The organism is Komagataeibacter ossonobensis, from assembly GCF_057359305.1.
This window is the reverse complement of the sequence record NZ_JBXAYQ010000007.1, coordinates 81751-99889: the sequence shown is the minus strand read 5'-3', so window position 1 is coordinate 99889 and position 18139 is coordinate 81751. Positions and strand designations below refer to the sequence as shown.

General features: G+C 64.0%; 22 protein-coding genes. 5 read left to right on the top strand and 17 right to left on the bottom strand.

Annotated elements, in window-relative coordinates; genetic code table 11:
* Positions 1–66: 66 nt before the first annotated feature.
* From AC1RQ9_RS07300 to AC1RQ9_RS07290, 3 genes are all read right to left on the bottom strand, one after another.
* The gene (locus tag AC1RQ9_RS07300; RefSeq protein WP_485986192.1) at positions 67–579 is read right to left on the bottom strand and encodes a DUF192 domain-containing protein; all 513 of its coding nucleotides are present in this window, start codon (positions 577–579) and stop codon (positions 67–69) included.
* Positions 580–617: 38 nt separating this feature from the next.
* Positions 618–1277, bottom strand: coding sequence for an MBL fold metallo-hydrolase (locus AC1RQ9_RS07295; RefSeq protein ID WP_485986191.1), 660 nt, complete (start codon positions 1275–1277; stop codon positions 618–620).
* 69 nt (positions 1278–1346) lie between these two features.
* On the bottom strand, positions 1347–1727 hold the full coding sequence (locus tag AC1RQ9_RS07290; protein WP_193733442.1) for a baeRF12 domain-containing protein: 381 nt from the start codon (positions 1725–1727) through the stop codon (positions 1347–1349).
* A gap of 127 nt (positions 1728–1854) precedes the next feature.
* Between AC1RQ9_RS07290 and AC1RQ9_RS07285 the strand changes: the two genes are divergently transcribed.
* The 4 genes from AC1RQ9_RS07285 to AC1RQ9_RS07270 all read left to right on the top strand — a co-directional run bounded on the left by AC1RQ9_RS07285 (position 1855) and on the right by AC1RQ9_RS07270 (position 5085).
* Positions 1855–2937 carry an XdhC family protein gene (locus AC1RQ9_RS07285; protein WP_485986190.1) on the top strand — a complete coding sequence of 361 codons (1083 nt, stop codon included), beginning with the start codon at positions 1855–1857 and terminating at the stop codon, positions 2935–2937.
* Complete coding sequence (locus AC1RQ9_RS07280) at positions 2934–3572, top strand: nucleotidyltransferase family protein (RefSeq protein ID WP_485986189.1); 639 nt, start codon at positions 2934–2936, stop codon at positions 3570–3572. Before AC1RQ9_RS07285 ends, AC1RQ9_RS07280 begins: the two co-directional genes overlap by 4 nt.
* Positions 3573–3652: 80 nt before the next feature.
* Entirely contained in the window at positions 3653–4003 is a 351-nt protein-coding gene (locus AC1RQ9_RS07275; RefSeq protein ID WP_025439552.1) for a RidA family protein, read from the top strand.
* Between the two features lie 335 nt (positions 4004–4338).
* The gene (locus AC1RQ9_RS07270) at positions 4339–5085 is read left to right on the top strand and encodes a CHAP domain-containing protein (protein WP_485986188.1); all 747 of its coding nucleotides are present in this window, start codon (positions 4339–4341) and stop codon (positions 5083–5085) included.
* A 28-nt stretch (positions 5086–5113) separates the two neighbouring features.
* Here AC1RQ9_RS07270 and AC1RQ9_RS07265 read toward each other — a convergent pair whose 3' ends face one another.
* The 14 genes from AC1RQ9_RS07265 to rfaD all read right to left on the bottom strand — a co-directional run bounded on the left by AC1RQ9_RS07265 (position 5114) and on the right by rfaD (position 17583).
* On the bottom strand, positions 5114–5572 hold the full coding sequence (locus AC1RQ9_RS07265; RefSeq protein ID WP_193733438.1) for a 23S rRNA (pseudouridine(1915)-N(3))-methyltransferase RlmH: 459 nt from the start codon (positions 5570–5572) through the stop codon (positions 5114–5116).
* Between the two features lie 3 nt (positions 5573–5575).
* Positions 5576–6025: a ribosome silencing factor gene (gene rsfS / locus AC1RQ9_RS07260; RefSeq protein WP_485986187.1), complete on the bottom strand. Its 450-nt coding sequence runs from the start codon at positions 6023–6025 to the stop codon at positions 5576–5578.
* Positions 6026–6120: 95 nt separating this feature from the next.
* Entirely contained in the window at positions 6121–6762 is a 642-nt protein-coding gene (locus tag AC1RQ9_RS07255; RefSeq protein WP_485986186.1) for a nicotinate-nucleotide adenylyltransferase, read from the bottom strand.
* 6 nt (positions 6763–6768) lie between these two features.
* A complete protein-coding gene (locus tag AC1RQ9_RS07250; RefSeq protein ID WP_193733435.1) occupies positions 6769–8052 on the bottom strand; it encodes a glutamate-5-semialdehyde dehydrogenase in 1284 nt (427 codons plus the stop codon).
* Between the two features lie 47 nt (positions 8053–8099).
* Complete coding sequence (gene ychF, locus AC1RQ9_RS07245) at positions 8100–9194, bottom strand: redox-regulated ATPase YchF (protein ID WP_193733434.1); 1095 nt, start codon at positions 9192–9194, stop codon at positions 8100–8102.
* A gap of 6 nt (positions 9195–9200) precedes the next feature.
* Positions 9201–9773: an aminoacyl-tRNA hydrolase gene (gene pth / locus AC1RQ9_RS07240; protein ID WP_193733433.1), complete on the bottom strand. Its 573-nt coding sequence runs from the start codon at positions 9771–9773 to the stop codon at positions 9201–9203.
* 40 nt (positions 9774–9813) lie between these two features.
* Positions 9814–10434 carry a 50S ribosomal protein L25/general stress protein Ctc gene (locus tag AC1RQ9_RS07235; protein WP_485986185.1) on the bottom strand — a complete coding sequence of 207 codons (621 nt, stop codon included), beginning with the start codon at positions 10432–10434 and terminating at the stop codon, positions 9814–9816.
* A gap of 114 nt (positions 10435–10548) precedes the next feature.
* Positions 10549–11139 (bottom strand): histidine phosphatase family protein, encoded by a 591-nt coding sequence (locus AC1RQ9_RS07230; protein ID WP_193733431.1) that lies wholly within the window; start codon positions 11137–11139, stop codon positions 10549–10551.
* Positions 11140–11209: 70 nt separating this feature from the next.
* Positions 11210–12199: a ribose-phosphate pyrophosphokinase gene (locus tag AC1RQ9_RS07225; RefSeq protein ID WP_025439562.1), complete on the bottom strand. Its 990-nt coding sequence runs from the start codon at positions 12197–12199 to the stop codon at positions 11210–11212.
* A gap of 153 nt (positions 12200–12352) precedes the next feature.
* Positions 12353–13771, bottom strand: coding sequence for a hypothetical protein (locus AC1RQ9_RS07220; protein WP_485986184.1), 1419 nt, complete (start codon positions 13769–13771; stop codon positions 12353–12355).
* A gap of 89 nt (positions 13772–13860) precedes the next feature.
* Positions 13861–14655 carry a peptidoglycan editing factor PgeF gene (gene pgeF, locus AC1RQ9_RS07215; RefSeq protein ID WP_485986183.1) on the bottom strand — a complete coding sequence of 265 codons (795 nt, stop codon included), beginning with the start codon at positions 14653–14655 and terminating at the stop codon, positions 13861–13863.
* Positions 14652–15701, bottom strand: coding sequence for a class I SAM-dependent methyltransferase (locus tag AC1RQ9_RS07210; protein WP_485986182.1), 1050 nt, complete (start codon positions 15699–15701; stop codon positions 14652–14654). Before AC1RQ9_RS07210 ends, pgeF begins: the two co-directional genes overlap by 4 nt.
* Positions 15698–16561, bottom strand: coding sequence for a prolipoprotein diacylglyceryl transferase (gene lgt, locus AC1RQ9_RS07205; protein ID WP_485986181.1), 864 nt, complete (start codon positions 16559–16561; stop codon positions 15698–15700). The genes AC1RQ9_RS07210 and lgt overlap by 4 nt, the downstream gene beginning before the upstream one ends.
* 41 nt (positions 16562–16602) lie before the next feature.
* Positions 16603–17583, bottom strand: a complete 981-nt coding sequence (rfaD, locus tag AC1RQ9_RS07200) for an ADP-glyceromanno-heptose 6-epimerase (RefSeq protein WP_485986180.1) — start codon at positions 17581–17583, stop codon at positions 16603–16605.
* Positions 17584–17748: 165 nt separating this feature from the next.
* Between rfaD and AC1RQ9_RS07195 the strand changes: the two genes are divergently transcribed.
* Complete coding sequence (locus AC1RQ9_RS07195; protein WP_010508799.1) at positions 17749–18036, top strand: accessory factor UbiK family protein; 288 nt, start codon at positions 17749–17751, stop codon at positions 18034–18036.
* Positions 18037–18139 lie beyond the last annotated feature (103 nt).

Here is an 18139-nt window from a genome sequence, read left to right as displayed (position 1 = left end):
TCACAAAAAAATGGAAACTTTCATCCGGAAAATAAAAAAATCCCGGAAAACCGGGATATTATAGAATCACTTGGCTGATGGGCCAGCATTCAGCACAGCCGAATCAACGCGATCACCCACGACGATTCCCAATTTTTCGGTAATCCCGGCCTGCAATTCCAACGTAGCGCGAACCGGACCATGACTGCTGATCCGCGCCAGGCTAAGCGGCACGGCATTTTCCACGATGGAAGACACGCGATTATCCGCACCGATAAAGACGATATCGAGTGGCGCCTGCGTATGCTGCATCCACATGTCGCTCTGGCGGGGGTAGGACCAGACAAAGATCATGCCGCCATCGGCGGGCACTGACGGGCGGAACATTTCGCCCACCTGCTGCTCCCGCGGGGTCATGGCCTTTTCCACGGTAAAGGCATGCTTGACGCCATCGGCAGATGTAATGGTCAGCGGCACCGTTGGCAGTGCGGGCTGGGCGCGGGTCGGCTCACCCGTTTCTTCCGCCGCCATGGCCGGAACGGATACAGCCGCCATGCATGCGGCCAGCGCCAGCCACCGGCCTGCCTTGAAGGACATCATAAGCAAATTCTCTCCTGCACCCTTACTTTATCTATCTGTCAGTTCAGGAAGGGATTGCCCTTCCGCTCCGCGCCGATTGTCGTCGCGGGACCATGACCGGGCAGGATCGTGACATCATCGCCCAGCGGAAGCAATTCCCGCCGTATGGCATCAATCAGCTGGTCATGATCACCATAGGGGAAGTCAGTGCGCCCCACCCCGCCACGGAACAGGGTATCGCCCACGAAGGCAAAGCGGGATTCGGGATCATGAAAGATGACATGGCCGGGGGTATGGCCGGGCACATGACGGACCTCGAAACGATGCCCGAGCGCATTCAGCGTCTCACCATGCTTTACAAACCTGTCCGGGGTTACGTTTTCCAGCCCGCTCAGCCCAAACAGGGCAGCCTGCTGGGTAATGGAGGACAGCAGCGCATCATCCGCCCGGTCCGGTCCGATAACCTGCACCGGGGTCCCCTGCCGTGTGGACAGTTCCTGCCGCAGCGCATCCGCCCCACCGGCATGGTCCAGATGGCCATGGGTCAGCCAGATGGCGTCAACCGACAGCCCCTCCTGCGTGATGAACGCCATGATACGCGGCACATCGCCACCCGGATCGACCACGACGGCATGACGGGTGTCGGGATTCCATAATATGGAACAGTTCTGGCCAAAGGCGGTGACGGGCACGATTTCAAGGGAAAGAGGTGTCGGCATGCGCGGGACCCTACATATAAAAAAAGCGCCCCACGTTACCGCGGGGCGCAACAGGCGACCAGTAGCCGATCAGCCCGCGTTGGACAGGGGCCAGCCGGTGGCCGGAATGTCGAAATGCTTGGCCAGGTCGTGGTCGGGGGTGTTGGTCAGGTCACGCTCCAGTTCCTTGACCACCAGCGGGCGGGTATGCACGTCCAGATGCGCGCGAATCTGGTGCATGACATCACCGGGGGCTGCAATCGCGATGGCCGGTACCTTCTTCTGGCGCACGACCGTGTTCAGGAATTCCGCGATCACCTTGCCATAGGCACCGTTACGCGGGGCATCCATGCCTTTTGCATCGTCACTTTTGAGATGCTCGAACGTCGCAAGGCCATGTTCGCCATGCTTCAGGATACGGGCATGAATGTTATCGGCAACAACATACCAGGCAGGATCGACATAACTCATTTATATTACTCCATTCATGCGCGCCCCACGTCGGGGTGGCGTTATGTTATTGCAATATATGGGATGCCTGTTCGTACATGTCCACCGGGTGGTGCGCGTGTATGCGTGCTGATAGAGTAGTCCTGCTATGACACAGGTTTCATCCACGCGGGATCCCCTGGATCTCCTGATCGAATGGGCGCGGGCGGGTCTGCCCTGCGCGCTGGCGACCGTTACATCGACCTGGGGCAGCTCCCCCCGGCCAGCTGGCAGCATGATGGCGGTCTGCGCCAATGGCCGCATCGAGGGATCGGTCAGTGGCGGCTGCGTGGAGGGCGCGGTGATCGAGGAAGCCGGGAGCGTCATGACCACCGGCCATCCCGCCGCCCTGTCCTATGGTGTATCCAGCGATGATGCATGGGCGGTCGGCCTGGCCTGTGGCGGCCTGCTGGATGTGTATGTCGCTGCCGTGCGCACGCCCACGCATCCGCAGGGCACGCTGGATCTGACCATGCTGGAAACCGTGGCGAAAAAACGCCGTGCCCGCATTCCGGTCATCGTGGCGACCGAACTGGCGACGGGGGCATCGCGCCTGCTGTACCAGACGGATGCCGCATCCGGTGCGTCGTCCGATCCGGATGCACGGCTTGCCGCCCGCGCGCGGGACGTATTCGAAACCGGCCGCAGCCTGCGGCTGGAAGATGAAGAGGGGCAGGCCCTGTGGTTCCTGCACCTTATTCCCATGCCGCCCCGTCTGCTGATCGCGGGTGCCGTGCATATCGCGCAGGTACTGGCCCCCATGGCGCAGACCACCGGTTTCAGCGTGACGGTCATCGACCCCCGCACGCAACTGGCGACTGCCGAACGTTTCCCCGGCATCACGCTGGAAACAGACTGGCCGGATGAAACGCTGGCGCGTCTGGGGGTGGATAACCAGACCGCCATCGTGACATTGACGCATGATGCCAAGCTGGATGATCCCACCCTGCAGTACGCGCTGAATGGCGACGCCTTCTATATTGGCGCGCTGGGATCGCGCAAAACACAGGCATCGCGTGTTGAACGGTTGCGCGAGGCCGGTTTTTCCGCCGAGCAGATCGCCCGCATCCATGGTCCCGTCGGCCTGGCCATCGGGGCTGTGGGGGCGGCTGAAATCGCCCTGTCCATTCTGGCTGAAATCGTGGCCGTGCGTCATAACAGACCGCTGGGGCGGATATCGGGCTGGGCATGATGCAGGCCGGGCCGCGCATCGCGGCCATCGTGCTGGCGGCGGGCAGTTCCAGCCGTACAACCCCCCTGCACAAGCTACTGATGCCCGATGCCACGGGGCTGCCCATGATCGCCCGCACCCTGCGCGCCATTACCGCAAGCCGGGCCAATCCGGTAATTGTCGTGCTGGGACACCGAGCAGCTGAAATCCGGGCCGCCGCGTCCATGGACAGGCAGGCGGAAAATTCTCCCCGATTCATTACAGCCCCCAACCATGCATGCGGCCTGTCCCGCACACTGGCGGCAGGCATCCGCGCCGCCAGCGCCTATCCGGGTGTCGCAGGTGCGCTGGTCTGCCTGGGGGACATGCCGCTGATCGGCACGGACCTGATCGACCGCATGATCGCGACTTTTCTGGCCCATACCGACCGGTCCGGCGTGGTGCCGGTGCATGAAGGCAGGCGCGGCAACCCGGTCCTGTGGAGCCGTACCTTATTCCCTGCCCTGCTGACCCTGACGGGGGATCAGGGTGCGCGCGCGCTCCTGCGCCAGCATGAAACCGACATGACGCGCGTTGCGGCCGGAGCGGAAATTACGGCGGACTTCGATACGCCGGCCCGGCTGGCCGATTTCGCGCGCTGTTTTGCAGACGGTTGACCTGAGCCTGCACCGGCGCAAAGAGAGAAGGCACGCCCTGCGGTCCACCGCAGGGCGTGACAACCAACCAGGATCAAGACATGAGCAAGATTATCCGCACCGAACCCAACGCCATCCTGTCCAAGGTGGTGGAATACCATGGCTTCCTGTTCACACAGGGATTCGTCGCCCGTGACCTGTCCGCCGACATCACCGCGCAGACCAAGGACATTCTGGCCCAGATTGACGAGGCGCTGGAACTGCACGGCACCGACAACACCCGCCTGCTTCAGGCCCAGATCTGGCTGAAGGACATCAATGACCGTGACGCGCTGAACGCGGTATGGGGCCCGTGGCTGCCCAAGGATGGCGCGCCCGCGCGTGCCTGCGTCGAAGCCAAGATGGCCCACCCCGACGTACTGGTCGAGATCATGGTGATCGCCACCAAGTAAGACGGATGGGGTGCGGGAAAGTCAGCTGATAAACATGTCACATTTTTGCAACTTTCCCGCCTCCCAAGAATCATTCCACTTATGTTCTCCCCTTTGATTTCTCACACATAAGCGCCTGAAAAACAGGCAATAAATGGTCCGATTAAAGAATATATTCCTATTTTTTGTTTGAAATGAAGTTTTTGGGTGAAATATGCAGTGTTGCTGTTCATCCTTCACAGCGCAGGCTTGTCAGACTTGCAATGGGCTTGCTACTCGATGAACACGATGTGAGCGGGTTATCAAAGAATCACCCCAATGCGGTGGAGAGATTGCGGAAAATGTGGATCAGAAACATGAAGCGTGGCGTTTTGCTGTCCGTTCTTGGTGCCACGTTCGGATTCATGTTTTCGGAACAGGGACATGCAAGGCCGGTCCGGCATGTTCATCCTGTCGCGGCGCACCCTGCCGCCACGCATCATTCCCTGCACCACGCCAGCTATCATCGCACCGTGCATACCACGCATGAACGCGGGCATGTGATCCAGTGCGTAGCCTTCGCCAAATCGGCATCGGATGTTGAAATCCGCGGCAATGCGGTTGACTGGTGGTATAACGCCGCCGGGCGCTATGCCCGCGGCAGTGCGCCGGAAGAAGGCAGTGTCCTGAACTTCCGCGGCACCCGCCGCATGCCGCTGGGCCATGTGGCCGTGGTGCGCCAGGTGGTCAACAGCCGTACCATTGTCATTGACCAGTCCCACTGGGGCCAGCGCGGGATCAGCCGTGACGTTCCGGTGATTGACGTATCGCCCAACAATGACTGGTCCGCCGTGCGCGTGGCGCTGAACAGTGGCAACGGTGCATTTGGCAGCATTTATCCGACCTACGGCTTCATCTATGCCCGTCCGGATACAACATCCAACATGATGCTGAGTACCTACCAGAAGGCCATGCGCAACCCGGCTACCATGGCGCGGACAACCGGTCATGCAGTGGCACGCCACAACAGCACGGAAGTAGCTGAAGCGCCCGAGGGAATTGCCGGTCACGTCTCTTCATCCCTGGCCTATACGGATGACGCGCCGAATCGTTCCGTCCGGTAATCAAATAAAAGTCGTTGTGGCCCTGTAATCAGGGCCGTCCGGCCCGGTGATACGGATGACCTGATGAGATGGCGCGGGCACGATAAAGCTGTTCCGCCAGCATGCCGCGCACCAGCATGTGTGGCCATGTCATCTTGCCCAGTGAAAGCGTATGGTCGGCACGCTGTATGACTGTCGCATCCAGCCCTTCCGCCCCACCAATGACAAAACACAGCGGGCGTGGCGTTTCGACCCATTGTTCCACCGCGCGTGAAAAAGCCAGACTGTCATATGTCCGGCCACCTTCATCCATGGCTACCACAATGGCGCGGTCAGGCAATGCGGCCAGGATCGCCTGCCCTTCCCTACGCTTGATTTCATTGGGTGCGCCGCGCCCTTCAGCCAGTTCAACCAGCTTGATGCGCGGCGAAAGCCGGTTGGCATAACGATCAAACAGGTCGCGTTCCACCCGGTCCTTCATGCGGCCCACCGCAATCAGATGGAACACCGGTCAGTCCACCGGTGTCGCTGGCGCCTCCGGCGGGACATCCAGATCCGCACCCCACATCCGTTCCAGACCGTACAGCGCACGTGCCTCCGGCTTGAACAGATGCACGACAATATCCCCCGCATCCAGCAGCACCCAGTCGGAACCCGAGGCCCCTTCGGTCCGCACGCGCTTGTGCCCGACCTCACCCAGCTTGCGATCGATATGGGCCGCCATGGCCGCGATCTGCCGGTCCGCCAGACCCGTCGCGATCACCATCCGGTCGGCAAAGGATGCGCGGCCCGTCAGATCAATGACCACGATATCCTCGGCCTTGTCATCTTCCAGGCTGGTGGTGATGATTTCCAGAAACTGTTCCACGCGCGGGTCGGCCTCACGCATGTCAGTGGACACCGGGCCAGCCACGGCGGCCTTCTTGCGCGGCGTGCCCGGCACCTGCACGGCACTGCCCAATGACGCCGCGTTGACGCGTGGCTGTCCCGCGGAAAGGGTGCTGCCGGTCCGGCGCTTGGCGCCATTCTCGGCTGAAGGCTTCCTGGTTATGACTGTTACTCCCGTCCGTGGCCTGAATTGGCCTGCGATGCACGTATTTGTGTTGCTGATATAGCGTTCTGCGGCGCGGGAAGAAAGACCCATGCCGGTGGCCTGCATGTGGCCAGTATGCCTGCCTGTCGTGCCGGCCGCCGCCAGCGCGCAAGCCTGCGGGCAATCTGACCGTGCAATGCGGCAGGATTATAGCCAGGTCGTGGTAGAATCGCGAGTGGAACCATACGCACGATGTCCTGCCACCGCCGCCACCGCCCCATATGCGCCAGTCCGTCCGCCCCCATCAACCAGACAAAATGCACATGCGGGAAAAGCTGTTTCAGGCGGTGCAGTGTATCAACGGTGTACCGTGTGCCGATCCGGCTTTCGATATCGGTAGCCAGCAATCCGCGCCCCCGCAGGCCCTGGATACGCGCACGCACCATTGCCAGCCGCTGCGACATGGGCGCCATGCCCGCCACCGGCTTGAGCGGATTGCCCGGCGAGACAAGGAACCACACCTGATCCAGCTTCAGCTGCCGCAGCGCCCGGCAGGCAAGCTGGATGTGACCGTCATGCACCGGATTGAACGAACCGCCCAGCAGGCCGACACGCATATGCCGCCCGTCGCCACAGGCCGGCAGGACATCACCCACGCCCGTCAACAAGGATCAGGGCCGGACCTGTCCGGTGCCGATCACCTCGTACCGATAGGTTGTCAGCTGCTCCAGCCCGACGGGGCCACGGGCATGGAAACGCCCGGTGGCAATGCCGATTTCGGCACCGAACCCGAATTCCCCCCCATCGCAGAACTGGGTGGAGGCATTCCACATGACCACGGCACTATCCGTCCCGTTCAGGAAGGTGGTCGCGGCCACCTCGTCCTCGGTCACGATCGCTTCGGTATGGGCGCTGCCGTAACGCGCGATATGGGCCAGCGCATCTTCCACGCCATCCACCACCCCGACGGACAGGACCGCATCCAGCCATTCGGTGGCGAAATCATCCTCTGTCGCGGCGGGCAGGTCAGGCACGATCTCACGCGCACGGGCATCTGCGCGGAACGTGCAGCCACGGGTGGCCAGGTCCTCGATCAGGCCGGGCAGGATCTTGGGCGCAATCGCCTGATCCACCAGCAGCGTTTCAGTCGCGCCACAGATGCCCGGACGGCGCAGCTTGGCGTTCAGCACGATCCGCCGCGCCATTTCCAGATCGGCGGCGGCATGGACATAGGTGTGGCACAGCCCTTCGGCATGGGCCAGAACGGGCACGCGGGCCTCGGCACAGACACGCTCGACCAGTGACTTGCCGCCACGGGGAATGATCAGGTCAATCAGGCCAGCAGCCCCCAGCATGGACGCGACATGCGCGCGGTCGGCATCGGGCGGGATCTGCACGCATGCCACCGGCAGGCCAGCAGCCGCAAGCCCCGCCTGCATGGCAGCATGAATGACGCGCGCGCTGTTCAGGCTGTCCGATCCGCCGCGCAGGATCACGGCATTGCCGGACTTGATGCACAGGGCGGCGGCGTCGGCCCCCACATTGGGACGGCTTTCGTAAATCATGCCGATCACGCCCACCGGGGTCGCAACGCGACGGATGCGCAGGCCGTTGGGCCGGTCCCATTCCGCCATGACATGGCCAACCGGGTCGGGCAGGCTGGCGACCTGCTCCAGCCCCTTCGCCATCGCCTCGACCCGTTCGGGGTTGAGGGTCAGCCGGTCACGGAATGCAGCCGCCCCGGTAAAGGCCGCCACGTCACGCGCATTGGCCGCCAGCAGTTCAGTCTGACTGGCACGCAGGGCATCAGCCGCCGCCATCAGGGCCCGGTTCCGGGTTTCGGTCGTGCTGCGCGCCAGCACGCGGCCTGCGGCGCGGGCGGTAATGGCCATGGTGCGGATCACATCCGGCTGCGGTGCGTCAGCCCGCATGGGGGTTGCAACAGCCTGGTCCATGATCCGTCACTCCTTCAGTTCATTCCTGAACGGGCAATATGCCCGTATCAGACGTTAAAGCGGAACAGCAGGACATCACCATCCTGCACCACGTAATCCCGCCCTTCGATCCGCAGCTTGCCCGCTTCACGCGCGCCCGCTTCACCATTGCAGGCAATGTAATCATCATACGCGATGGTTTCGCAGGCAATGAAGCCACGTTCAAAATCGTTGTGGATGACAGCAGCGGCCTGCGGGGCCTTGGTGCCTTCGGTAATGGTCCAGGCCCGCGTTTCCTTCGGCCCCACGGTAAAGTAGGTACTCAGGCCCAGCAGGCGGTAGCCGGCGGCGATCACGCGGTCCAGCCCGCTATCCTTCAGGCCAAGCCCTTCGAGGAACTCCGCCCGGTCTTCCGCGCCAAGCTGGCTGACCTCGGCCTCGATCGCGGCGGAAACCACGACCATGGCGGCCCCTTCCTCCTCCGCGCGGGCACGGACGCGTTCGGAAAATTCATTACCCGTCGCAGCCGAGCCTTCGTCCACGTTGCACACATACAGCACGGGCTTCGACGTCATGAGCTGGAGGCGGCGCACCGCTTCCTCCTGTCCTGCCGGGATGGCCTTGCGTGCGGGCTTTCCTTCACGCAGCGCCTCGATCAGCGGTTCCATCAGTTCGACCTGGGCCGCAGCTTCGCGGTCATTGCCACGTGCCTTCTTCTGCAACGCCACGATCCGCTTTTCCAGCGATTCGAGGTCGGCCAGCATCAGTTCGGTCTCGATGATTTCCGCATCACGGATGGGGTCGACACCACCCTCGACATGCGTGATGTCGTCATCTTCAAAACAGCGCAGGACGTGGATGATCGCATCCACCTCACGGATATTGGCCAGGAACTGGTTGCCCAGCCCTTCCCCGCGCGATGCACCGCGGACCAGGCCCGCGATATCGACGAATTCAAGGCTGGTGGGCAGGATCTTCTGCGACTTGCCGATACGCGCCAGATTGGCCAGCCGCTCATCCGGCACGGCGACACGGCCCACATTCGGCTCGATGGTGCAGAACGGATAGTTCGCGGCCTGCGCCGACGCCGTTTCCGTCAGGGCGTTGAACAGCGTGGATTTACCCACATTCGGCAGGCCCACGATGCCACAGTTAAAGCCCATACGCCCTTACTCCCCGGCCTGCGCGGCCATTCTTGTCATGAACAGTTCCGGCTTCCCGTCCGCCAGCAGCACGGCCTCATCAGCCAGCGTATCAAGCATCGGGTCCAGCCACTCGCGGTCCGTGCGGGAGAAGTCACCCAGCACATGGCCTGTCACGCGTTCACGGCTGCCGGGATGCCCGATGCCCAGCCGCACGCGCCAGTATTCTTTCGTACCCAGCATACGGTCCATCGACCGCAGGCCGTTATGCCCTGCCGCCCCGCCGCCACGCTTTACGCGGATGCGTCCGGGTTCAAGGTCCAGTTCATCATGGAATGCCGTAATGGCATCGGCTGGCAGCTTGTAGAAAGCGGCTGCCTGCTGAACGCTCTCACCCGAGAGGTTCATATACGTCATGGGCTTGAGCAGCAGCACCTTGTGCCGCCCGATCATCCCTTCCGCAACTTCACCGCGAAAGCGCTTCCGCCACGGGGCGAACCCGTGGCGGTCGGCAATCCGGTCCACCGCCATGAACCCGACATTGTGACGATTCCGGCTCATCCCCGTCTCGGGGTTACCAAGACCGGTCCAGAGCAGCATCGTTCATTCTCCTGTCAGGTCAGCACGGCGGTGGGAGGGATCAGCCCTCGGCTTCGCCTTCGGCGGCTTCGGCAGCTTCGGCATCTTCGTCAACACTCGGCGGTGCGACGTTGGCGATCACGAAGTTGTTGTCCTGCAGCACCGGGGTCACATGTTCCGTGCCCTTCAGGTCTTCCCAGCGCACGTTGTCGTGGAAGTCGAGCTTGGACAGGTCGGCGGTGAAGAATTCCGGAATGTTGGCCGGATCAACCACCACGTCCACCGTGTGGCGGACGATGTTCATCACGCCACCGCGCTTGACACCGGGGGAGACTTCTTCACCCGTGAAGCGGACTTCCACTTCCACGTGCACCTTGTGGCCGGCGGCCAGGCGCTGGTAGTCAACATGCAGCGGCGCATCGGTCACCGGGTGCAGCTGGATCTCACGCAGCAGGGCGTGCACGGATGCGCCCCCTTCAACGGAGATGTCATAGATGCGCGAACGCCAGCCGGACTTGTGCAGTTCACGGTGCACGATACGGGGGTCAAGCGCGATCAGGGTGGGTTCCTGGCCGCCGCCATAGATAACGCCGGGCACGTGGCCGGCACGCCTCGTTGCACGCGCTGCCCCCTTACCAGCCTTCGCGCGCGAAGAGACTTCGATCTTGGTGAATTTGGTCACTTGTTTGCTCCTGAAACACAAGCGCGCGGGCCTCCAGGGGTGCCAGCGCGTGCGCGGCGTTTAACGGAAAACCGCGCCTGATGCAATCACCCAAGGGGGAACGCGCCCGGTTTTTCAGGAAAGCGCGGTCAGGTTCCACACCGGCGTCGGTCCCGGCTCGGCCCACATCGGCGTCGCATTGGGCAGGCGTACATTGGGCTTGAGGTGCATGGCCGCGCGCAGGGCACGGAACATCGCGCCATGGCAGACGATCAGCGGCACGCCATCCTTTTCCAGCGCCCGGTTCACGGCCGATACGGCACGTTCACGCAGGTCGGCAAAGCTTTCGCCATTGGGCGGCGTGTAATCGCCCGCAATCCAGCTGTCGTACCATGTTCCCATGGGCTTGCCTTCCTCGTCACCGAAGCAGACTTCCTTCAGCCCGTCATCCAGCGCGATCTCCAGCCGGGGGGCGCCGTTGGCCGCCAGCTGGTCGGCCACGATTTCCGCCGTCCGGCGCGCGCGGACCAGCGGTGACGACACGATCCGCACGATCGGCGCATGGTCATGCCAGTGCTTCGCCAGCAGCAGGCCTGCCGCCTCGGCCTGCCTTATGCCGGTCTGGTTCAGCGGGATATCGGTCCGCCCCTGCGAACGCCCCTGTGCATTCCAGTCCGTTTCCCCATGGCGCAGATACCAGTATGGCCGGGCAATCAGGTCAGTCATGGGGTCGTTCCTTGCTTGTTACACCCCTGTGGGGGTAACGCCGGGACGGCTGGGCGGTCAATCCCGTCCTTCAGTCGAACAGCGACGAGACCGAGCTTTCGTCCGATATGGCCTGCATGGCGCGCGAGATCAGGGCCGCCGTGCTGATCTGGCGGATATTGGCCGATTCCTTCACTGCCTCGGTCGCCTTGATGCTGTCGGTCAGCGTCAGCATGCCCAGCGGTGACTGGCCAATGCGGCTGACCGCGCTGCCAGTCAGGACGCCGTGGGTCACATATGCCTCGACCGCTGCCGCGCCATGCTTCATCAGCGCTTCCGCCGCGTTGCACAGCGAACCGCCGCTATCGACAATATCATCCACCAGAATGCAGTAACGGCCCCGCACGTCACCGATCACGTTCATGACTTCGGACACGCCCGCGCGCTCACGCCGCTTGTCGATGATGGCCAGGTCCACGTTCAGGCGCTGCGCCAGCTGGCGGGCACGCACCACGCCGCCCACGTCGGGGGACACGATCATAAGGTTATGGGGGCCACCGGGAATGTCCATCGGCGGGGCGTCATAGGGCAGCGGCGGCTCACCATCAAGCTTCATGCGGCCACGGATGTCACGGGTAAACAGCGGGGCCGCGTACAGGTTGTCCACCGGGATATCGAAGAAGCCCTGGATCTGCATGGCGTGCAGGTCCATGGTCAGGACACGGTTGGCCCCGGCCTCGACCAGGATATTGGCCACCAGCTTGGCGCTGATCGGCGTGCGGGGACCGGATTTGCGATCCTGCCGGGCGTAGCCGAAATACGGCATGACCGCCGTAATGCGCCGTGCCGACCCGCGACGCAGGGCGTCAAGCATGATCAGCAGTTCCATGAGGTTGTCATTCGTGGGGGAGCAGGTGCTCTGGATGACGAACACATCCTCGCCGCGCACGTTTTCATGGATCTCGACAAAGATTTCCATGTCGGCGAAACGCCGCACGGTCGCATTACAAAGCGGCAGTCCCAGCTCCGCTGCTACTTTTTCGGCAAGGGGCAGGTTGCTGTTACAGGCGACAATCTTCATCGTGTGACGCTCCCGGGCGGCGGTGCAGGCGATCAGGGCAGCTTTGTGGTGCCACCCCCGTTGTTTATGTGCGGGGTTCTAACAACCGACATACCCCCTGTCACCTGTCTAAGGATGGCGAAACCTGCACGCCTGCCCTTCGTGGCCGATCCGTCACACCGGGCGACGGGGGGGCAATGTTACGCCAGGAAAGGGCCGGGCCGGTGTGGGGGGCGTGACAGGCACGGGTTTGCCGGTGATTTCGGTCGGTGCGGGCGCCTCCGCCGGCATCGCCTTGGGCATGGGCGGCCATTCGGTGGCTTTCGGCGCAACCGGGGCCGCGGGGCGGGATGCCGCCACGGGCTGGGCTACGGATACCGGGGCCGATGCATGGGCTACCGGCGCGGGCGACGCAGCGGGTGCGGCGGCCGGAACAGCCGCATGCACAACCGGCGCGACGGGTACCACGGATACGGCTGGTGCGACAGGCGGCGGGGACGGCGCGGCGGCATGCGCGGATACACCTGAAACCGGCGCGGGCGATGCAACAGGCGCGACCACGGGCGTCGTGGCTGCAGGCGCGGCATCCGCCATAACGGGGACAGGTGTAGCGGGCGTGGCGATCACTTTCGGCGCTGGCGTGTCTGTGCGAACGCCCTTGCCACCGATGACCGGCACAGGCGCGGCGGTATCCGCCACCGCATCCGCTGCCGTGCTGGCTGTCGCGGGCGGTGTGGCGGGAACTGATGACTGTGCAGGCAGCACGCCATCCGCCGCCAGCGGAACGTTGGCCCGACCGGAATAGCGCGTAATGATCTGGCGTGCGGCACCCGCCGCCTCATCCGCCGCCGCCACGGCGACATCCCCCCACTTCGTATCCAGTGAATGGGCGGCGATGTCATGGATCTGGGTGGCGGCACCTGCTTCCTTGCCCTGCGCATCCAGCACCTGCCATGTCAGTACGATATGCTGCTGCTTCGTGGTGGATGTCGTGGTGACCGCGTCATTGAGCACGACCGTGCAGCGCACCGTGTAATCCGCCCCGGTGGCGGTATGGCGGATATCCTCATGCGCATCGGGGAACGCCGCGATAAAGGCCCGCGCCAGCGCACGGTCCCCGTCACCCGGCGCGCCCTGCACGCCCGCAAAATAGACATGGGCGGGACGGTTCTTGAGACTGTTGGGGTCCTTCTGCATCTGGGCGGCCTGTATGCCGGTCAGCAGTTCGGCCACGGCGGGGGCGGCGTTCTGTGCCGCACGGGTGACAGCCTGCCCATCCACCGCCTGCCACTGCTGCACGGGCACGGGCGCGCCATCCATGTGGCCGCGTTCCTCACCCTTGGGGGTGATGACGGCATAGGTCGGGACAATCGCGCCATTACGGGCATCCGCCGTCATTTTCAGCCACCAGTCACCCGGACGGACCGGCTGGCCCATTGCGGGCACCGACTGCGCCAGCAGGGCATTGACCATGGCGCGCTGCCAGCCCTGCGCCCCGGCCTGATCCGTGCCCGACTCCGTGGAAACCGGCACGGCCAGCCGGGCCGTTGGCGCCTGGGCTGTCTCTGCCCCATGGCGGAAGGGATGCGGCATGCTGACACACCCCCCAAGCATACAGAGTACTGCAATGACTGACCCCGTAAGCAGCCGCCGGGCAAAAACTTCTGACATCATGCCCCTATCTATATCGCCGGGCAGGCAATAACGGAAATCTGGTGCCCGATTACCCCGCCACCAGCCAGCGTACGGCGGCGATGGCTGAAGAAACGGGTTTCATCATGCAGGGTATCGAGGCCCAGCGCCACAGCCTGTCCCACACCGCAGCGCCGCAGCCGCATGACGCCGTATCCCGGCAGGTCAAACATGTAATGCCCCGCCCGCGCCGCAGGGGTGAAAAATGCTTCCGCCGCCACGTCATGCGCCAGCGCCGCATCGCGCATGTCCGGGCCGACCTCGTAACTGCCCGGCGCGATACAGGGGCCGATCACGGCATGGATGTCACCGGGCGTACAGCCCAGCGCGCCCATGGCCGCCACCACCGACTCCAGAATCCCGCCACAGGCGCCACGCCAGCCTGCATGTGCCGCCCCCACGACCGTGCCCCGTGCATTGCTGAACAGCACCGGAGCGCAGTCCGCCGTAATCACGCCCAGTGCAAGGCCGGGACGGTCGGTCACCATGCCGTCGCCCTCCGGCCCACGGCCGGTTTCCCATGGCGTCGTGACCGTAATGGTGCGATTTCCATGCACCTGCGTCAGGCCCAGCAGATGATCGGGGCGCACGCCGACATATTGCGCCACCCGGCGGCGGTTTTCATGCAGGGCGGCGGGATCATCCGCCGAACGGGTCGAACAGTTCAGGCTGGCGTACGGCCCGGTTGACACGCCCCCCTGACGGGTAAAGAACCCATGCCGCATCCCGCCGAAAACCGGGCTGCGCACTACCTGCGCATCTGTAATCACGCTGTCGGTCGTCATGGCGTTTCTCCCCTGACTATTCCATCGCCTGCGCGCCTGCCCGCGAAGCCCGGCAGGTCACCTGCAAGGCCGGATGAAAGCCCCATTACACGAAAAAGCTGTCCCATGCGGTCCGGTGCGGCCAGCCGCATGGCCGCCGCGCGGATTTCATCCGCCTGCGCGGGGGCGGCACGGGCAAGCTGTTCGGTGCGCGCGGCAAGCCCCAGCGCGGACAGGAACGCCCCCTGGGTCATGCTGCCCCACACATCCACCCCACCGGGGACATGATCGGCAATCGCCCGGAAATCAACATGCGCCGTAAGGTCCGCGCTGCCCGCATCCAGCAGGGGATCAGCCGGACGGCCATTGCGCAATGCCTGCAGGCTGTCCCCCCAGGCAGGGGTATCATACCCATAGTCGATCAGCACCGCCGCCCCCGGCCAGCGCAGCAGGCGCATGCCCAGCGCATGAATGAAATCCAGCGCGGGCTGGCAGGTTTCCAGCACGTCCCCTTCGGGCACCGGGCGCAGGCGGGCGGGATGGCCCGCCGGGACATCACTGGCGGCCTGCATGAATGCGCCATCATGCACGAAGCGCTCTTCCCAGCCCTGCCCGCGCCTGACGAACTGCCGGATGGGCAGGGCATCAAGGAATTCATTGGCCAGCAGCACCATCGGCCCATCGGGCACACCATCCAGCCCGTCATGCCAGCATACCGGCACGGCCGCGGCGTCACGCAGGGCACGCGCCTGCACACCACGCAGGCGGGGCGATGTCTCGATCAGGTGTACGCGCATGGCCTCATGGCAGGCCGGGGCGACGCGGCGCAGCAACCGCAGGGCATCGGCCATGAGGGTTCCACGCCCCGGCCCGGCTTCCACCAGCATGAAGGGATCGGGACGGCCCAGCTGGTCCCACACCACCGCCACCCACGCGCCCAGCAGTTCACCAAACACCTGCGATATCTCAGGCGCGGTAATGAAATCGGCAAACGGATCGCACCCTGCGTAATAGGCGGCATTCGCCCGGGCCATGAAATGGTCCAGGCGTTCGCCGGGTCCGCTCACCGGGTCGCCTCTTCATCACCAGCGGGGCCGGCTGGCTCCTCCGCCATGACGGATGTACGCGCGGGCCGCATATAGGCGTTGAGCATAAGCCCCGCCCCCCCGATCGCCATGGGCACGCACAATACCTGCCCCATTGTCACGCCAAAGGGCAGGAAGCCGATAAAGGCGTCCGGTTCGCGAAAGCATTCGCATACCGTCCGCGCCACCGCATAACCGAACAGGAACAGCCCCGCGATGAAACCGGGGTGCTGGCGCACGCGCAGGCTGCGCGATACGCACCACAGCAGGGTGAACAGCAGCAGCCCCTCCGCAAAGGCTTCATACAGTTCGGATGGATGGCGCGGTTCCGGCCCCGCATCGGGAAAGATCATGGCCCATGGCAGCGAGGACGGGGCCGGCCGCCCCCACAGTTCCCCATTGATGAAATTGGCGAGCCGCCCCAGCCCAAGCCCGATGGGCACGACCGTGGTGATGCGATCGGAAAAGGCAAAGAAACTTAATCCGTTCAGGCGCGTGAACACGATCAGCGCGATAATCACCCCCGCCGCCCCGCCATGGAACGACATGCCACCCCGCCAGACCTGCAGGATCGCCAGTGGGTGGGTCAGGTAAAAACCCGGCTGGTAGAACAGGATGTAGCCCAGCCGCCCGCCCAGCACCACGCCCAGCGTCGCCCATGTCAGGAAGTCATCCACCTGCAGCGCGGTCGCGGCCCGTGGGGCCAGCGCCACAAGGTGGCGCGCGATGCGCCACCCCGCCACAAGCGCCACGATATAAGCCATGGCATACCAGCGGATGGCGAACGGCCCGAAATGGACCATTACCGGATCGAACTGCGGGAAGATCAGGACAGGCAGCATCGGCCCACTTTCATTGTCATGGTTGTGGCGGCGGCAGGCGGTTACAGATAGGGATCGGGGGCCGCAAGGTAGTCGTGGACGTAACGGTGTACCCCGTCCTCCAGCGTGGTGAAGGGCCGGGCATAGCCTGCCGCCCGCAACCTGCGCATGTCGGCACAGGTAAAGGACTGGTACTGCCCGCGCAGCGCATCAGGCATGTCGATGAATTCGATCCGGCGCGGCACGTTCGCCGCATCGCATACCGCATGGGCCAGGTCGATATAGCTCCGCGCGACCCCGGTGCCGCAGTTGAACAGCCCGCACACGGTGCCATGGTCCAGCAGCCACAGCATGACATCGACCACATCCCCCACCCAGATGAAGTCGCGCGCCTGCGCCCCATCCGCCAGTCCCGGCACGTCGGAACGGAACAGGCGCAGCGGCTGGCCGGCGCGGGCCTCGTCATACTTGACCTTCACCACCGAGATCATGCGTCCCTTGTGGTATTCATTGGGGCCATAGACATTGAAGAACTTCAGCCCCGCCCATGACAGGCCGGACATCGCCCCACCCGCCACCCGGCGCAGCACCGAACGGTCGAATGCCTGCTTGGACCAGCCATACAGGTTGAGCGGCTTCAGGTGGTCCAGCAGGGCGGGATCGTCACTGAACTGCTCGGCTTTGTCCGCCGCCCCGTATGTCGCGGCGGAGGAGGCATAGATGAACCGCACCCCTTCATGCGCGCACCATGACAGCAGCCGTTCGGACAAATCCACATTGGTGCGCCATACCAGGTCACCATCGGTGGCCGTCGTCTCACTGATCGCGCCCAGATGGATCACGGCCGATATGTCGGGACGGGTTTCAAGCCACGTGTCCAGTGCCTCGGGGGCGATGATGCGCGTGGGCGTGTGATGGCGCAGGTTACGCCACTTGCCTTCATTGCCCAGCCAGTCCACCACGACCGTATCGATCCCGCGCGCATGCAGCGCCTGCTGCATGCATGACCCGATAAAGCCCGCCCCCCCGGTAATAACGATCACTGTCGCGCACCCCGCCCTGTTGCATGGAAGTCGATATTGCGGCGTCGCCACGGCCACTGCAATCGTGCGGATAGCCCTGAGCCGCCAATGTGTCTATAGTGGCTGCTTTCATCTCGCGCGTGGACTGGCACAGGACGCGGCGCGGAACGTCATGGAGTACCCACTATGTCCGACAGGCCCCGCATTTTTGATGACCTAGCCGGTGTGGCCGGTGGCGCGTTCTCGGCGCTGGCTGGCGTGCGTGAGGAAATCGGCGCGATCGTACGCGCCCGCGTGGATGAAACACTGGGCAGCCTGAACCTTGTCCGCCGCGATGAATTCGAGGTCGTGCGCGAAGTCGCGACCCGTGCGCGCCTGGCGCAGGGCGAACTGGAAAACCGGATCAGCCGGCTGGAAGAACGCGTCTCCGACCTGGAGGCCAGCCTGACCGCGCCCACGCGCCCGGGACTGTAAGCACAACGCTTGCAGCGCGTGCCGGTGGGCCATAGTGTAACAGGACGGTCCGCGCCCGGATTCCCCGCAACAGGCCACGGACCGGATGCAGAGATACGCGGAA

Bases quoted from the DNA above. Each gene is read 5' to 3' on its own strand.
- AC1RQ9_RS07300 (WP_485986192.1), bottom strand. From the start codon at position 579: ATGATGTCCTTCAAGGCAGGCCGGTGGCTGGCGCTGGCCGCATGCATG.
- AC1RQ9_RS07295 (WP_485986191.1), bottom strand. From the start codon at position 1,277: ATGCCGACACCTCTTTCCCTTGAAATCGTGCCCGTCACCGCCTTTGGC.
- AC1RQ9_RS07290 (WP_193733442.1), bottom strand. From the start codon at position 1,727: ATGAGTTATGTCGATCCTGCCTGGTATGTTGTTGCCGATAACATTCAT.
- AC1RQ9_RS07285 (WP_485986190.1), top strand. From the start codon at position 1,855: ATGACACAGGTTTCATCCACGCGGGATCCCCTGGATCTCCTGATCGAA.
- AC1RQ9_RS07280 (WP_485986189.1), top strand. From the start codon at position 2,934: ATGATGCAGGCCGGGCCGCGCATCGCGGCCATCGTGCTGGCGGCGGGC.
- AC1RQ9_RS07275 (WP_025439552.1), top strand. From the start codon at position 3,653: ATGAGCAAGATTATCCGCACCGAACCCAACGCCATCCTGTCCAAGGTG.
- AC1RQ9_RS07270 (WP_485986188.1), top strand. From the start codon at position 4,339: ATGAAGCGTGGCGTTTTGCTGTCCGTTCTTGGTGCCACGTTCGGATTC.
- AC1RQ9_RS07250 (WP_193733435.1), bottom strand. From the start codon at position 8,052: ATGGACCAGGCTGTTGCAACCCCCATGCGGGCTGACGCACCGCAGCCG.
- ychF (WP_193733434.1), bottom strand. From the start codon at position 9,194: ATGGGCTTTAACTGTGGCATCGTGGGCCTGCCGAATGTGGGTAAATCC.
- pth (WP_193733433.1), bottom strand. From the start codon at position 9,773: ATGCTGCTCTGGACCGGTCTTGGTAACCCCGAGACGGGGATGAGCCGG.
- AC1RQ9_RS07230 (WP_193733431.1), bottom strand. From the start codon at position 11,139: ATGACTGACCTGATTGCCCGGCCATACTGGTATCTGCGCCATGGGGAA.
- AC1RQ9_RS07225 (WP_025439562.1), bottom strand. From the start codon at position 12,199: ATGAAGATTGTCGCCTGTAACAGCAACCTGCCCCTTGCCGAAAAAGTA.
- AC1RQ9_RS07220 (WP_485986184.1), bottom strand. From the start codon at position 13,771: ATGCCGCATCCCTTCCGCCATGGGGCAGAGACAGCCCAGGCGCCAACG.
- pgeF (WP_485986183.1), bottom strand. From the start codon at position 14,655: ATGACGACCGACAGCGTGATTACAGATGCGCAGGTAGTGCGCAGCCCG.
- lgt (WP_485986181.1), bottom strand. From the start codon at position 16,561: ATGCTGCCTGTCCTGATCTTCCCGCAGTTCGATCCGGTAATGGTCCAT.
- AC1RQ9_RS07195 (WP_010508799.1), top strand. From the start codon at position 17,749: ATGTCCGACAGGCCCCGCATTTTTGATGACCTAGCCGGTGTGGCCGGT.